The 15,527-nt window shown below is 43.0% G+C and carries 10 protein-coding genes; 9 read left to right on the top strand and 1 reads right to left on the bottom strand.

The features are described 5' to 3' along the window. The first annotated feature begins 88 nt into the window (after window positions 1–88). From rpoB to IE337_RS00795, 8 genes are all read left to right on the top strand, one after another. A complete protein-coding gene (rpoB, locus tag IE337_RS00760; protein WP_481064598.1) occupies window positions 89–3,685 on the top strand; it encodes a DNA-directed RNA polymerase subunit beta in 3,597 nt (1,198 codons plus the stop codon). A gap of 126 nt (window positions 3,686–3,811) precedes the next feature. Next, entirely contained in the window at window positions 3,812–7,483 is a 3,672-nt protein-coding gene (rpoC, locus tag IE337_RS00765; RefSeq protein ID WP_191136451.1) for a DNA-directed RNA polymerase subunit beta', read from the top strand. A gap of 121 nt (window positions 7,484–7,604) precedes the next feature. Then, entirely contained in the window at window positions 7,605–8,795 is a 1,191-nt protein-coding gene (locus IE337_RS00770) for an iron-containing alcohol dehydrogenase (RefSeq protein ID WP_191136452.1), read from the top strand. Between the two features lie 99 nt (window positions 8,796–8,894). Continuing rightward, on the top strand, window positions 8,895–9,749 hold the full coding sequence (locus IE337_RS00775; protein ID WP_191136453.1) for a methyltransferase domain-containing protein: 855 nt from the start codon (window positions 8,895–8,897) through the stop codon (window positions 9,747–9,749). A 108-nt stretch (window positions 9,750–9,857) separates the two neighbouring features. Further along, a complete protein-coding gene (locus IE337_RS00780) occupies window positions 9,858–10,259 on the top strand; it encodes a helix-turn-helix domain-containing protein (RefSeq protein WP_057745092.1) in 402 nt (133 codons plus the stop codon). 8 nt (window positions 10,260–10,267) lie between these two features. Continuing rightward, window positions 10,268–11,101, top strand: a complete 834-nt coding sequence (locus IE337_RS00785; RefSeq protein WP_191136454.1) for an SAM-dependent methyltransferase — start codon at window positions 10,268–10,270, stop codon at window positions 11,099–11,101. A gap of 307 nt (window positions 11,102–11,408) precedes the next feature. Continuing rightward, window positions 11,409–12,119 carry a hypothetical protein gene (locus IE337_RS00790; RefSeq protein WP_191136455.1) on the top strand — a complete coding sequence of 237 codons (711 nt, stop codon included), beginning with the start codon at window positions 11,409–11,411 and terminating at the stop codon, window positions 12,117–12,119. A 122-nt stretch (window positions 12,120–12,241) separates the two neighbouring features. After that, window positions 12,242–12,424, top strand: coding sequence for a hypothetical protein (locus IE337_RS00795; RefSeq protein WP_191136456.1), 183 nt, complete (start codon window positions 12,242–12,244; stop codon window positions 12,422–12,424). A gap of 59 nt (window positions 12,425–12,483) precedes the next feature. Here the strand turns inward: IE337_RS00795 and IE337_RS00800 are convergent, their stop codons facing one another. Continuing rightward, window positions 12,484–14,292, bottom strand: a complete 1,809-nt coding sequence (locus IE337_RS00800) for a M3 family oligoendopeptidase (RefSeq protein ID WP_191136457.1) — start codon at window positions 14,290–14,292, stop codon at window positions 12,484–12,486. A gap of 203 nt (window positions 14,293–14,495) precedes the next feature. On the opposite strand from IE337_RS00800, the gene IE337_RS00805 reads away from it, so the two are divergent. Beyond that, window positions 14,496–15,431, top strand: a complete 936-nt coding sequence (locus tag IE337_RS00805; RefSeq protein ID WP_191136458.1) for an alpha/beta hydrolase — start codon at window positions 14,496–14,498, stop codon at window positions 15,429–15,431. Window positions 15,432–15,527: the final 96 nt, after the last annotated feature.

Here is a 15,527-nt window from a genome sequence, read left to right on the forward strand (position 1 = left end):
CGATTTTTCGGGGTCGTTTCGGTGCATTGTAACACAATTGTAAGAAACGATCGCACACAATTAGCCAAATCAAAGTGAGGTGGAGAACTTGGTAGGAACGCTTGTAAAATACGGTAAGCACCGTGTTCGTCGTAGTTATGCGCGAATTAAGGATGTCCTTGATTTGCCAAACTTGATTGAAATTCAAACGGATTCATATAACTGGTTCTTGGATGAAGGATTGCGCGAAATGTTTACGGATATTTTGCCAATTGAAGATTTCCAAGGAAAGTTGTCATTGGAATTTGTGGACTATAAGCTCATGGAGCCTAAGTACACAGTTGAAGAAGCACGTAACCACGATGCAAATTATTCAGCACCATTGCACGTAACGCTACGTTTAACGAATAAAGAGACTGGTGAAATCAAATCCCAAGACGTTTTCTTTGGTGATTTCCCATTAATGACACCTCAAGGAACCTTCATTATTAATGGTGCCGAACGTGTTATTGTTTCTCAATTAGTACGTTCTTCTGGTGTTTATTATAATGAAGAAGCTGATAAGAATGGTCGTCCAATCTTTGGAACTACTTATATTCCAAGCCGTGGAGCATGGCTTGAATATGAAACAGATGCCAAGGGACTTGACTATGTTCGTATCGACCGTACCCGTAAGTTGCCTATGACTGAATTGGTCCGTGCCCTTGGGTTCGGTTCTGACTCAGAAATCTTACAACTTTTGGGGGATCAATATGATTCAATTAATTTGACCCTTGATAAGGATGTTCACAAGGACATCAATGATTCACGTGTTGAAGAAGCTTTGAAGGACGTTTACGAACGTTTGCGTCCCGGTGAGCCTAAGACTGCTGATTCATCTCGTTCATTGCTAACAGCCCGCTTCTTTGACCCACGTCGTTACGACCTGGCGCCAGTGGGACGTTACAAGATGAACAAAAAGCTTTCATTGAAGTCACGTTTAATCGGTTTGACACTTGGTGAAACATTAGCTGATCCAGATACTGGTGAAATTTTGTTTGAAAAGGGTACTGTAATCGATAAGAAGGTTATGGGCGTTTTGGCACCATACCTTGATCGTGATGACTTCAAGATGGAAGAACACATTCCATCAGACGATGCTGTTGTGACAAAGCCAATGCTTGTACAACGTATCATGGTTCAAGACCCTAACGATCCTGATAATGTGCTACCAATGATTGGTAACGGTCATTTTGACGAATCAGTTCGTGATCTACAACCTGCTGATATCATCGCTGGAATGAACTACTTCTTGAACCTACAAATGGGTATCGGTCAAACTGACGATATCGATCACTTGGGTAACCGTCGTGTTCGCCGTGTTGGAGAATTGCTCCAAAACACATTCCGTATTGGTTTGAGCCGTATGGAACGTGTTGTTCGCGAACGTATGTCAATTCAAGATCCTGATACAGTGACACCACAACAATTGATTAACATTCGTCCAGTTGTTGCTGCAACCAAGGAATTCTTTGGTTCATCACAATTGTCACAATTCATGGATCAAACAAACCCATTGGGTGAATTGACTAACAAGCGCCGTTTGTCAGCCCTTGGACCTGGTGGTTTGACACGTGACCGTGCCGGATATGAAGTTCGAGACGTTCACTATACACACTATGGTCGTATGGATCCAATTGAAACGCCTGAAGGACCTAACATCGGGTTGATCAATTCATTGGCCACTTATGCCCGTGTTAACCGTTATGGATTCATTGAAACACCATACCGTCGTGTTTCATGGGATAACCATAAGGTGACTGATAAGATTGATTACTTGATGGCCGACGAAGAAGATAACTTTGTCGTCGCACAAGGAAACTCTGTCTTAAACGATGACGGTTCATTTGCAACGGATACTGTTTTGGCGCGTCATGCGGATGAAAACATGGAAGTTTCAATTGAAGACGTTGACTACATGGACGTTTCACCTAAGCAAATGGTTGCCGTTGCCACGGCTGCAATTCCTTTCTTGGAAAACGATGACTCAAATCGTGCCTTGATGGGAGCCAACATGCAACGTCAAGCGGTTCCTTTGATCAACCCACATGCACCATTAATTGGTACGGGTATTGAATATAAGGCTGCCCATGACGCTGGTGTTGCTGTTGTTGCTGCTTACTCAGGAACTGTTGAATACGTTGATGGACGCGAAATCCGCATTCGTCGTGAAGATGGTTCTCTAGATAAGTACAAGTTGATGAAGTTCCGTCGTTCTAACGCCGGAAAGAACTATAACCAACGCCCAATCGTTAAGGTTGGCGACAAGGTTGATGCTGATGAAGTTATCGCTGATGGTCCATCAATGGAACAAGGTGAATTGGCATTGGGACAAAACCCATTAGTTGCCTTTATGACTTGGCAAGGATATAACTTCGAAGATGCCATCATCATCAACGAACGTTTGATTCGTGATGATGTTTATACGTCAATCCACATCGAAGAATATGAATCAGAGGCGCGTGATACAAAGCTTGGCCCTGAAGAATTTACTCGTGAAATTCCAAATACTGGTGAAGAACAACTTCGTGACTTGGATGAACGTGGAATTATCCGTATTGGAGCTGAAGTCGAAGATGGTGACATCTTGGTCGGTAAGGTTACACCTAAGGGTGTGACTGAACTTTCAGCCGAAGAACGCTTACTCCACGCCATCTTTGGTGAAAAGGCTCGTGAAGTACGTGATACATCATTGCGTGTTCCTCACGGTGGTGGCGGAGTCGTGCAAGACGTTCGTATCTTCACACGTGAAAACGGTGATGAATTGTCACCTGGTGTTAACATGATGGTTCGTGTCTACATTGCCCAACGTCGTAAGATTCAAGTTGGTGACAAGATGGCCGGACGTCACGGTAACAAGGGAACGGTTTCAATGGTTGTTCCTTCAGAAGATATGCCTTACCTACCAGATGGAACTCAAGTTGACATTATGTTGTCACCAATGGGTGTGCCATCTCGTATGAATATCGGACAAGTGCTTGAATTGCACTTGGGAATGGCTGCTCGCGAACTTGGTATCCACGTTGCCTCACCTGTCTTTGACGGGGCCCGCGACACAGATATCTGGGATGCGGTTGAAGAAGCTGGTTTGCCAGGCGATGGTAAGACAATCTTGTATGATGGTCGTACCGGAGAAGCCTTTGACAAGCGTATTGCGGTCGGAGTTATGCACTATATGAAGTTGGCCCACATGGTCGACGATAAGATTCACGCCCGTTCAATCGGACCTTACTCACTTGTTACGCAACAACCACTTGGTGGTAAGGCGCAATTCGGGGGACAGCGTTTCGGTGAAATGGAAGTTTGGGCCCTTGAAGCTTATGGTGCTGCGCACACACTTCAAGAAATCTTGACTTACAAGTCGGATGACGTTGTTGGACGTGTTAAGACTTATGAAGCCATCGTTAAGGGTGAACAAATTCCAAAGCCAGGTGTGCCTGAATCATTCCGAGTTTTGGTTAAGGAATTGCAAGCGCTTGGTCTTGATATGAAGGTCCTTGATGCAAATGAATCTGAGATTGATTTGCGTGATTTGGATGAAGAAGAAGGTGACGATTCAGTTGTTGACTTGAAGAAGAAACGAGTTGAAACTGATGAAGCAGAAGATGCTGCCGAAACTTCTCCTGATGCGCAAGGTGTTACAAACACTAACGATCAAGAAGATTAATGTCTAATCGACTAAATTAATGTCTTCTGGTTTAGCATGAGCTAAGCCTGTAGGCATGAGCGTTGCCATTATGTCAGCATTCATGCTTGCAGGTTTAGTCTGCTAAACTGGATTGTCTATGAACCTATGAAAGGGGTCAAACCATTGATCGATGTCAATAAGTTTGAAAGCATGCAAATTGGGTTGGCTAGTCCCAACAAAATTCGCAGCTGGTCTTATGGTGAAGTAAAAAAGCCCGAGACAATCAATTATCGTACGTTAAAGCCTGAAAAAGATGGGCTTTTCGATGAACGTATTTTTGGACCTACCAAAGATTACGAATGTGCCTGTGGTAAGTACAAGCGAATCCGTTATAAGGGTGTCGTTTGTGATCGTTGTGGTGTCGAAGTCACAACCTCAAAGGTTCGTCGTGAACGCATGGGTCACATTGAATTAGCCGCTCCTGTATCACACATCTGGTACTTCAAGGGAATTCCATCACGTATGGGATTGGTTTTGGATATGTCACCACGTTCATTGGAAGAAATCATTTACTTTGCATCATACGTTGTCACTGAACCTGGTGATACACCATTGACTGAAAAGCAAATCATTTCAGAACGTGAATATCGTGAATTAAAGCAAGAGTACGGTAACGGCTTTGAAGCTGGTATGGGTGCTGAAGCGATTAAGACGTTGTTGTCACACGTTGACGTAGATGCCGAAGTTAAGCAACTTAAGGCTGACCTACGTGAAGTGACTGGTCAAAAGCGTGTTCGTGCGGTTCGCCGTTTGGACATTCTTGAAGCCTTTGCAACTTCTGGTAACAAGCCAGAATGGATGGTTATGGATGTTATTCCAATTATCCCACCTGACTTGCGTCCAATGGTTCAACTAGAAGGTGGCCGTTTTGCCACTTCTGACTTGAACGACTTGTACCGTCGTGTTATCAACCGAAACAATCGTTTGAAGCGTTTGTTGGAATTGAATGCGCCTGGTATTATCGTGCAAAACGAAAAGCGTATGCTTCAAGAAGCGGTTGATGCCTTGGTCGATAACGGTCGTCGTGGACGTCCTGTTACTGGTCCTGGTAACCGTCCATTGAAGTCTTTGTCACACATGCTTAAGGGTAAGCAAGGACGTTTCCGTCAAAACTTGCTTGGTAAGCGTGTTGACTATTCTGGACGTTCTGTTATCGACGTTGGTCCTTTCTTGAAGATGAACCAAATGGGACTTCCTGTGCCAATGGCTATCGAATTGTTCCGCCCATTCATCATGCATGAATTGGTAGAACGTAACTTAGCTGGTAACATCCGTGCCGCTAAGCGTAAGATTGACCGTCGTGATGACGACGTTATGGATGTTGTTGAAGATGTTATCAAGGAGCACCCAGTTCTATTGAACCGTGCCCCAACATTGCACCGTCTTGGTATCCAAGCCTTTGAACCAGTGTTGGTTTCAGGTAAGGCGATGCGTTTGCACCCATTGGTCTGTGAAGCTTATAACGCCGACTTTGATGGGGACCAAATGGCCATTCACGTACCTTTGTCAGATGAAGCTCAAGCTGAAGCACGTTTGCTAATGCTTGCCGCTGGACACATTTTGGCACCTAAGGACGGAAAGCCTATCGTTACACCATCACAAGACATGGTTATCGGTAACTATTACCTAACGACTGAAGAAGCTGGTCGTGAAGGTGAAGGTATGGTCTTTAGTAGTGTTGATGAAGCACGTACTGCTTACCAAAACGGTTATGTACACCTACATTCTCGTGTTGGTATCCAAACGTCTTCATTCCCTGCTGAAAAGCCATTCACTGACGAACAACGTCAAAAGATTATGGTGACTTCAGTTGGTAAGTTATTCTTTAACGAGATCCTACCTTCTGACTTCCCATACTTAAACGAATCAAATCCTGCTAACTTTGAAAAGATCGACGAACGCTTCTTCTTGGATGCGGGAGCCGACATCAAGGATTACTTTGCTAACACAAAGATTTTGGCACCATTCAACAAGGGATACTTGTCAGATATCATTGCACAAATCTACAAGATTTATAAGGTTACTGAAACTTCATTGCTTTTGGACCGTATGAAGGATTTGGGTTATGACATTTCAACTAAGTCAGGTTTGACGGTTGGTATGGCTGACGTTACCGAATTGAAGGAAAAGCCAGCCATTGTTGAAGCTGCCCACAAGCAAGTTGCAACAGTGACAAAGCAATTCCGTCGTGGTTTGATTACTGATGACGAACGTTATGAACGTGTTATTGCAATTTGGAATAAGGCTAAGGATGATATTACTGAGCAACTAATCGCTCACTTCGAACCTGATAACAACATCTTCATGATGTCTGATTCAGGAGCCCGTGGTAATATCTCTAACTTCTCTCAACTTGCTGGAATGCGTGGATTGATGGCTGCTCCTAATGGACGTATCATGGAATTGCCTATCATTTCAAACTTCCGTGAGGGTCTATCTGTGTTGGAGATGTTCTTCTCTACCCACGGAGCTCGTAAGGGTATGACCGACACGGCCTTGAAGACGGCCGATTCTGGTTATATGACACGTCGTTTGGTTGACGTTGCGCAAGACGTTATTATCCGTGAAGACGATTGTGGAAGCGATCGTGGATTGGATGTTTCTGCCATCATGAACGGTAATGAAGTTGTTGAACCACTTTATGACCGTATCTTGGGTCGTTTCGCACAAAAGTCTGTTATTGATCCAGAAACTGGTGAAACAATCGTTGCGCACAACGAAATGATTGATGAAGCTAAGGCACAACAAATTCTTAATGCTGGTATCACAACTGTTAATATCCGTTCAGCCTTTACTTGTAATACTGAACACGGTGTCTGTGTTAAGGACTACGGTCGTAACATGGCTACCGGTGATATTGTCGAAGTTGGTGAAGCAGCTGGAACTGTGGCCGCTCAATCAATCGGAGAACCTGGTACACAATTGACAATGCGTACGTTCCACACCGGTGGTGTTGCCGGAAACGATATCACGCAAGGACTTCCTCGTGTGCAAGAAATCTTTGAAGCACGTAACCCTAAGGGTCGTGCCGTGATTTCTGAAGTGACTGGAGAAATCAAGTCAATCGAAGAAAATCCTGCTGATCGTACTAAGGAAGTTACCGTTGAAGGTGATACTGATACGCGTACTTACACATTGCCAATGGCAGCCCGCATGCGTGTTGCCGAAGGTGATCACATTCACCGTGGTCAAACATTGAACGAAGGATCTGCCGATCCTAAGGAAATGATTGAAGTGCGTGATACACTTGCTACAGAAAACTACCTTGTGGACGAAGTTCAAAAGGTTTACCGTATGCAAGGTGTTGAAATCGGCGATAAGCACGTCGAAGTAATGGCTCGTCAAATGCTCCGTAAGGTGCGTGTCATGGATCCAGGTGATACTGAACTATTGCCAGGAACATTGATGGACATTGCTGAATTCCGTGAAGCTAACACAAAGCCTTTGTTTGAAGGTAAGTTGCCAGCTACTGGTCGTCCAGTATTGCTTGGTATTACCAAGGCTTCATTGGAAACAAACTCATTCTTGTCTGCCGCTTCATTCCAAGAAACAACTCGTGTCTTGACGGATGCTGCGATCCGCGGTAAGAATGATCCATTGATTGGATTGAAGGAGAACGTTATTATTGGTAAGTTGATTCCAGCTGGTACTGGTATGAAGGAATACCAAGCTGTTCAACCTGAAGTAGTAGCAGAACCTGTTGTATCTAATGACGATGGTTCAAATATTCCATCAACCTCAGACATTGCAAATGCAATGGGTGAGACTACGGAATAATGTTAAAAACTCACTGACAATTTGTCAGTGAGTTTTTTCATTTACGGTTTAATTTTCTAAATAAGTGTGTCATAATGGTACTTACAAATTGTTAATGAAAATCAATGCTGGGAGGCACAATATGCAAGATTTTACTTATGTAAATAAAACAGAAATCCATTTTGGCCATGATCGTATTCAATCAGAATTACGACCAGTTTTGGAACGCTTTGGTAAGCGTGTCCTTTTGACGTATGGTGGTGGTTCAATTAAGAAAAACGGCCTTTATGATCAAGTGAAAGACTTACTTGGTGGTTTTGATATCTTCGAATTAAGCGGCATTGCGCCAAATCCAAAGATTGATTCTGTTCGTGAGGGACAAAAAATTGCCAAAGCTGAAAATGTTGACGTTATTTTGGCTGTTGGTGGTGGTTCTGTCATTGATGCCAGCAAGGTAATTGGCTCAGCGAAGTTCTACGAAGGCGATCCTTGGGACCTTGTTATCAATCCTAGTCTCCGTAAGGAAATTGACCAAGTCCCTGTTGTCGATATTTTAACTTTGGCAGCAACTGGAACTGAAATGAACTACGGTTCAGTTATTTCAAACCCAGAAACAAACCAAAAGTTAGGTACCTATGGTCCTAAGTCACCAGCGGTATCATTTGAAGATCCTGAGTTAACTTACTCAGTCTCTAAGTGGCAAACTGCAGCTGGTGCAATCGACATTATGTCACACTTGTTTGAGCAATACTTTGATAATGCTGCAAACAAGGACGTGCAAGACGGCCTTAAAGAAGGTATCATGCGTGCTGACATTAAGTGGGCCGATACAGCTTTGCAAGAACCTGAAAACTACGATGCTCGCGCTAACTTGATGTGGGCCTCAACCATGGCTTTGAACGGTATTGTGGGTCTTGGTAATGAAAACGGTTGGACAGTGCACCCAATTGAACACGAAGTCTCAGCTTACTACGACATTACCCATGGGGTTGGTCTTGGTATTTTGACTCCACGTTGGATGCAATATGTTTTGAGCGCTGAAACAGCACCAAAGTTTGCACAATACGGACGAAACGTTTGGCACCTAACTGGTGACGATGACATGACTGTGGCTAAATCAGCTATCCAAAAGACATACGATTGGATCAAGAGTCTTGATGTCCCAATGACATTACCAGAAGTTGGTATCGATTCAGATGAACACTTCCAAGCAATGGCTGAGTCAGCCGTTAAGGTTGGCCAACTTGACAAGCATGCTTACGTAAGTTTGCAACCAAGCGATGTTGTTAAGATTTTTGAAGCATCAATGACAACTGAAGGCTTTGAAGCCTAAATCAAATAAAAGCATCCAGTTTACTGGGTGCTTTTTTGCGTGCATCTTAAAATGCGGTATACTTAACAGTATTAAATCGAATGTTAGGGACTAAAGTAAATGAAAAAAATCGACCAAGGGACTGCTTTTGTGCGGGAACATGCCCACCTGTTTCAGTGCCCAACTTGTCGCGAACCGTATGAACGTGTCGAGGCACATACATTAATTTGTCCGAATGGGCATACTATTGATGTGAATAAGAAAGGGAGCCTAAATTTTCTTAACCATGCCGTTGATACTGAATACGATGATGCCATGCTTGAAGCACGCCGACGTGTGCTCTCTGCAGGGTTATTTGACGGCATTATTAAGGCTGTTGCAGACCAACTACCCACTGAGCCACAAACGCTCTTAGATGTGGGTACAGGGGAAGGTACACCGCTCGCCAAATTATTAGATTTACACCACAATCAAGATGTGGGAATCGGCTTTGATATTTCAAAAGTTGGCGTTAATCTCGGAACGCAACTAGATTCACCGGCTTTTTTTATGGTGGCTGACTTAGCACACTTGCCCTTTAACGAAAATAGCTTGGATGCTATCGTTGAATTCTTTTCACCAAGTGCTTATGACGAATTTAACCGTGTGTTAAAGCCAGGTGGACGGCTAGTTAAAGTGATACCTAATGCAGGCTATTTACATGAACTACGTGAAATGCTCTATCCAGTTGATTCAAGTAATCATACGTATAGTAATGAAAAGGTACTAACACGCTTTCTGGAACGTTATCCGCAAGCTAGCCAACAGACCGTTACGTATACTTGGGATATCCCAACTGATAAATATGTTGATCTGTTACACATGACACCATTACATTGGGGTGCCCGCCCTGAAGCCCAAGCCCTAGCAGAAAGCACACCTCTGCAGCGTGTGACAGTTGATGTGACGGTATTAACAGTACCTCAAGTCGATTAAATTCTGTGACTTTTTCCACAGAAAACTGTGGAAAAATAACGGAGAGTTCGGTAAAATGGTCATAGTTATGATTATTAAATTTAAGTAAAGGGAAATCGAGGGCACATCATGTTTCCAGATCGTTTGCGTGAATTACGAAAAGGCCGTGGTATCACATTGGAAAATTTAGCTGATGCCATGAATGAACAGCTAGATCCAGGTCAAAAACCAAATACGGCAGCGCAAATCGGTAACTGGGAACGCGGTGATCGATCACCTTCGTATTTGGAAGTCTGCAAATTGGCAGACTTTTTTGAGGTATCGTTGGACTTTTTAGTTGGACGAACGATGGCCGAAAAAACAGACCTATCCTTACTCTTCCTATCAGGTAAGGAAATTGATTTTAATGGGAAACCGTTAACTGATCAACAACGGTTTGATATTTTCCAATATGTAAATGCCTACTTAAACCCAGCCGTAGATATGAGTGATGGAGATGTCATGATCAACCATCAAGAAAATCTTTTTTAGGAGCCAAAATGATGTCAGAACAACAGTTATCATTTGGTCCGGGACGTCAGTTAGAGTACATCGATTATCTCGATGCTCTAGCTGATTTTTTATTAGAATTCCAAAATGTCCCGACCGTCAAACAAAAAATATCCCTAGCTCAGCAGAGTGTCCGTGCGATTAATCAAGGTTTGTATCCACCGACACTACATGCGATGGAAATTACTTCGGACGATATTCTTGCGGTTCAGGCCGCGATTCTAGCACGATATCCGAATGATCCTGAACACGGGAATCAAGTATGGGCAGACCAGCGCGAGGCGCTAGAACAAGTCGATTATTGTTTACAGAATATTCGTGATGAATTTATCGAAGACTTCAATATGTATGCGTATTTAACACCTCAATTTTTAACCGCTTTGAGTCAGTATCTAAATGGACGACCAACCTTAGAAATCATGGCAGGACAGGGGTACTTAAGCGCGGGCTTGCAAGCTCTACAACCTAATCAGAAACTATATGTCACAGATAATCAAGATTGGTTAAATCAACCAATAACAGCAGTTCAGCCAGTCATTGACGTTGAATCATTGAGTGCCCTTGAGGCCATTGAACGTTATGGTACTGAAGTTGAAGTAGTTCTGATGAGTTGGGCACCTGACACAAGTGAAATCGACTGGCAGGTACTTCAATTATTACGTCAGAAATATCCGACTCTCGAATTTTTGGTAATTGGGGAAAGAGATGGGGCAACTGATTCGCACACTTTTTGGCAGAATGCCAAACTAAAGGATTTAATCGCAATCAATGCGACCCGACCACAATTTGACTTGATTGATGAGAAAATTTATCGCGTGCAATAATTAGTTAACACCAGAAACAAAGATAAGCGTTTGAAATCATTGAAAATGATTTTAAACGCTTTTTTTTTATACATAAGGTCAACAAAATCATGAAGTTGACATATGTGGTCGTCTTGTCGCAATCTTAGCCATGAAAAAGCAAAATGACCGTTATGGTTTCCGAACACGGAATCAGATAATTTATTTAAGTCAAATTGTACAAAAAACAAGCGCACTTTCGTCTATATTATGTCGCCAAAAGGTGGTAATCAAAACAAGGAGGGGAATGATCGTATACGTGAATTGACACAATATAGGGGGGACGAATATGCAATTGATGCGACAAATGACACTTACAACAGCAGCAACCGTTTTGTTAGCAGCCACGGTACCAAGTCTGGTGCCACCGACTGACATCGGTGCAGCAGCGCTTACTCAAACCAACCTGACACAATCCACAGGACAACCTGATTTATCGATTGGTGGTAAATTAGATGTGCAGCTGATGACGGCAACCGAACTGACAAAATTTGAGGCTGGCTTGAAAAGTCGAATCCAACAACTCAATCTACCGAGCCCAAGCGATGAAGCAGCGGCATTGAAGATTATGCGTGGTTTATTTGATTCGAAGCAGGCTTACTATGGGGATGTTGAGCAGGCAACAACTTTGTTAATTCAAGCCATTAATGCAAATCATCAAGGTTTAGTATCAGGTGAACAGGTGCTTGCTGCGCGCCATGGGCGTGTGTCGACTCGTGTGTTGGGTATTGCCTTAGATGTGGTCATTGCTGCCAGTGTTGGTGGTGGCGTTGGTGCAGCAGCAGCTTTGGTTCGACGGAAGGGGAAGACAGCGGCAAAACGGTTCATTCAACAACGCGTGAGTCGTAAACTCAAAGCGATGGGACTTGGTCGAGCGGCCGGATATGCTAACTTAGCAACTGATTTTGCCTTAGCTTATAGCTCACCAGGTTCTGTCTTAGCACGAGTCATTGACTCGCGTGATCGACAACGGAACAATGGATGGATTGAATTATGGTAATTTCACGTTATTTAAATTGGATATATTTTCTACTAGGGTTAAGTATGGTATTTAGCCTAATGCTATGGCAAGGGACGACACATTTTTATCGTTTCGAATGTGCTTGTTTGACGGGAGCTTGCTTGTTTGCATCAAAAGACTTAGCGCCACGCTGGTGGCATATCGCGGCCGCTAGTGTTGGTATGACGAATGTGGTGTACGCGCTGCAACTAGCGCATCCCCTTGGACAAGTAGAATTACAATATTTAATTACTGGTTTATGCTTTTTTTCTGTGGCCCTAACGTCACTCAAATTAGTCAAGTAATTAAGTAAAAGGCCGACCTTGTTATTTCTAACAAGGCCGGCCTTTTATAGCTTATTTTATTATTTAACAAATTGGTCAGAAAGGCTGATGAATTCATCAATATCTTGTTTAATCAAATCAGCTCCGGCTTGCCAGAAGTCTGGTTCGGTCAAATCGACACCGAGGTGCTTCTTTGCCAACTCTTCAGTAGACATGTTAGCAGTGTCACGTAACAGGCTAATGTATGATGCTTCAAAGTCCTTTTGGCTTTGGGCCCAGGCGTAAATACCTGAACTAAAGAGGTAACCAAAGGTATAAGGGAAGTTATAGAATGGAATGTCATCAATGTAGAAGTGTAATTTTGATGACCAGAAATGGGGGTGACGTTTATCCAAAATATCATCGAAAGCCTCAGCTTGGGCTGCATCCATGATTTCATTTAAGCGCTCAGCAGGGACATAACCGTTTTCGCGTTCTTGATAGAATTTGTTTTCAAACAAGAAACGGGCACGAATGTTCATAAACATTGCTACTGGATTAGTCATCTTGGCATCAAGCAAAACAACCTTTTCAGCATCAGATTGAGCTTGTTGCACATTGGCATCAGCAATTAACATTTCAGCAAAAGTTGAAGCTGTTTCAGCAACATTCATCGCGTAATCATCTCGCCAAACGGGTAGGTCGGTTAACAGACTTGAATGGAATGCGTGCCCCAATTCGTGAGCAATTGTTGCCGCATCGTTAACCGAACCAGTAAAGGTTAAGAAAATCCGTGATTCATGAATGTCAGGGAGCGTATCCATCCAGCCACCAGGTTGCTTACCAGGACGATCTTCGGCTTCAATCCAGTGGTTATCAAAGGCTGATTGCGCAAAGTCGGCCATTTTCTGTGAGTATTTTCCAAAGTTCTGCACAATGAAATTGGCTGCATCGTCATAACTCAAAGAATGTGGTTGGTAGTCTCCAACGTGTGTTAATGGCGCAACTTGATCTTGCCACCCAATGCTATCCAAGCCAAGTAGTTCTGCCTTGCGGGCAAAGTAGGCTTTAAACATGTCCTTATTGGCATCAACGACTTGCCACATCGCATCAAGCGTTTCTTGCGACATCCGGTTTAATTCAAGTGGTTGTTCGAGATAATTATCATAATGGTGGGCTTTTTGTTCGGTTAGACGCGCACCTGCTAAATGATTCAATGTATCAGCAGTAATTGTTTGCGCATCGCCCCACATCTTCTCGTAACCATCCATCAAACCAGCACGAGCTTGATTATCGGGATAACCATCCAACATGTTAAGTGCTTGTCCGGCGGAAATCGTTTTTGTCGCACCATGTTCATCGGTGAATGGCATGCTTAACGTTGAGGCAACCACGTCATAGTGGCTTGACCATGCTTTAATGCCGTCCAAACGGAGTTGATCAAGCAAAGCCTCGGTCGATGCATCGCCCAAGCGTTGGGCACCATGGCGCATTTCATCCAATGTAAAAGCAACATCAGTCAAAGCAGGGTCGGCTAAAATCTTGGCAAATGTTGCATCATCAAACTCAGCCAATAAAGCCTTATAGGCATTTAGGGGTTGGTTGTAAGCTGCCGCTAATGCTTGAACTTTGTTATCGTATGGACGGTAAGTTGGATTCGTATAATCAGCTGAGATTAAACCATTAATATAGGTGTTAACGGTTTTAAGACCACTTTCAAGTGTTTGGACTAATGACGTTAGGTTAATTAATTCCTTGAAATCATTGTCTTGTGTTGGTTGATAAGATGCAACGGCATGCGTTAGATCCTCGATTTGAGATTGAATTGTTGCCAGTTTAGTTTGGAAAGCTTCTCCGGTAACGCCACCAGGGTAAATACCTTCAAGATTCCAATTTTCAGAATATGCCATGAAACACCTCTCATTTTTTTCTAATATTGTATCATAGTTATCAAGTAAAACGCGACCTAAATCAAAATAAGTGAATTAGTTAACGCCCTATACATTTTATTTTGACGTTGAATTGGTTATAATGGATTGTTATTGCAATTATAAAATTTTTTTCACAGATTGGAGGATGATAAACTCGTTTGGATTGAGTTTATTGAGAATGAATGGGGAAAACAGTTAAAATGCTAGGCATGGCGGTGTTAGGTGTTGTCGTCTTATTGATGGTTGCCGCAGCCGGTTTCTTTTATGTGGCGGAGGTGCGGGCCGATAAAAGTTTTGTGACTGAAAAACAAACACCAAAGTCAGATCCGCTGTCAAAGCAAAAACAACAGTGGGCTAAAGTGCCAAATAAAAAAGATGTTTCAATGAAAACAGATGATGGTCTAAATTTGAAAGGGCAGTATATTCCTGCTGCACGTAAAACCAACAAAACTGCCATTGTGATTCATGGTTTCTCGGTTGATCATCGTGAAGTGATTCCATATGCTAATCTCATGCATAATCAAGGCTACAATGTCCTCCTTACTGATAACCGGTCAGCCGGAGCATCACAAGGAAGTTTCATTGGTTACGGGTATCTGGAAGCGAAGGATTATATGAAGTGGATTAAACGACTTGTCGCAGATAATCCTAAGAGTGAGATTGTCGTCTATGGAACCTCATTGGGTGGTGCCACAACGATGATTCTTTCTGGTATGAATCCGCCTAAACAAGTTAAAGCCTTCATTGAGGATTGTGGTTACACAAGTGTTCGAGATGAGCTTGTCTATGAAGCTAACTCGCTCTACAATATTCCAAAATGGTTGGCTCAACCAATCATCAGTATTATGTCTGTCTATTCAAAGATTATTGCAGGATATTCATATGGACAAGCTGATGCCGTGAAGGCTGTGCAACGCAATGATCGTCCAATGCTCTTTATCCATGGAGCAGAGGATGACTTTGTACCATCATACATGTTGGATCAGGTATATCATGCAGCAAATGGGCCAAAGGAAAAGTTACTTGTGCCAAATGCTGATCACATGGAAGCTTATCGTAAAGATGTTGTGCAATATGAGCAGACTGTTGACGGTTTCTTAAATCGTTACGTTCATTAAAAATAAACGGATGCTTGCCTCAGGGCAATCATCCTTTTTTTGTGGGGTGGTTAAATGAAGCGTGCTACAATAGAAGAGACAAAAACGAGGTAAATA

This window comes from Weissella viridescens (assembly GCF_014789145.1).
Lineage (GTDB): Bacteria > Bacillota > Bacilli > Lactobacillales > Lactobacillaceae > Weissella > Weissella viridescens.

Bases quoted from the DNA above. Each gene is read 5' to 3' on its own strand.
- IE337_RS00805 (WP_191136458.1), top strand. From the start codon at position 14,496: ATGGGGAAAACAGTTAAAATGCTAGGCATGGCGGTGTTAGGTGTTGTC.
- IE337_RS00775 (WP_191136453.1), top strand. From the start codon at position 8,895: ATGAAAAAAATCGACCAAGGGACTGCTTTTGTGCGGGAACATGCCCAC.
- IE337_RS00770 (WP_191136452.1), top strand. From the start codon at position 7,605: ATGCAAGATTTTACTTATGTAAATAAAACAGAAATCCATTTTGGCCAT.
- IE337_RS00780 (WP_057745092.1), top strand. From the start codon at position 9,858: ATGTTTCCAGATCGTTTGCGTGAATTACGAAAAGGCCGTGGTATCACA.
- rpoC (WP_191136451.1), top strand. From the start codon at position 3,812: ATGAAAGGGGTCAAACCATTGATCGATGTCAATAAGTTTGAAAGCATG.
- IE337_RS00800 (WP_191136457.1), bottom strand. From the start codon at position 14,292: ATGGCATATTCTGAAAATTGGAATCTTGAAGGTATTTACCCTGGTGGC.
- IE337_RS00790 (WP_191136455.1), top strand. From the start codon at position 11,409: ATGCAATTGATGCGACAAATGACACTTACAACAGCAGCAACCGTTTTG.
- IE337_RS00785 (WP_191136454.1), top strand. From the start codon at position 10,268: ATGATGTCAGAACAACAGTTATCATTTGGTCCGGGACGTCAGTTAGAG.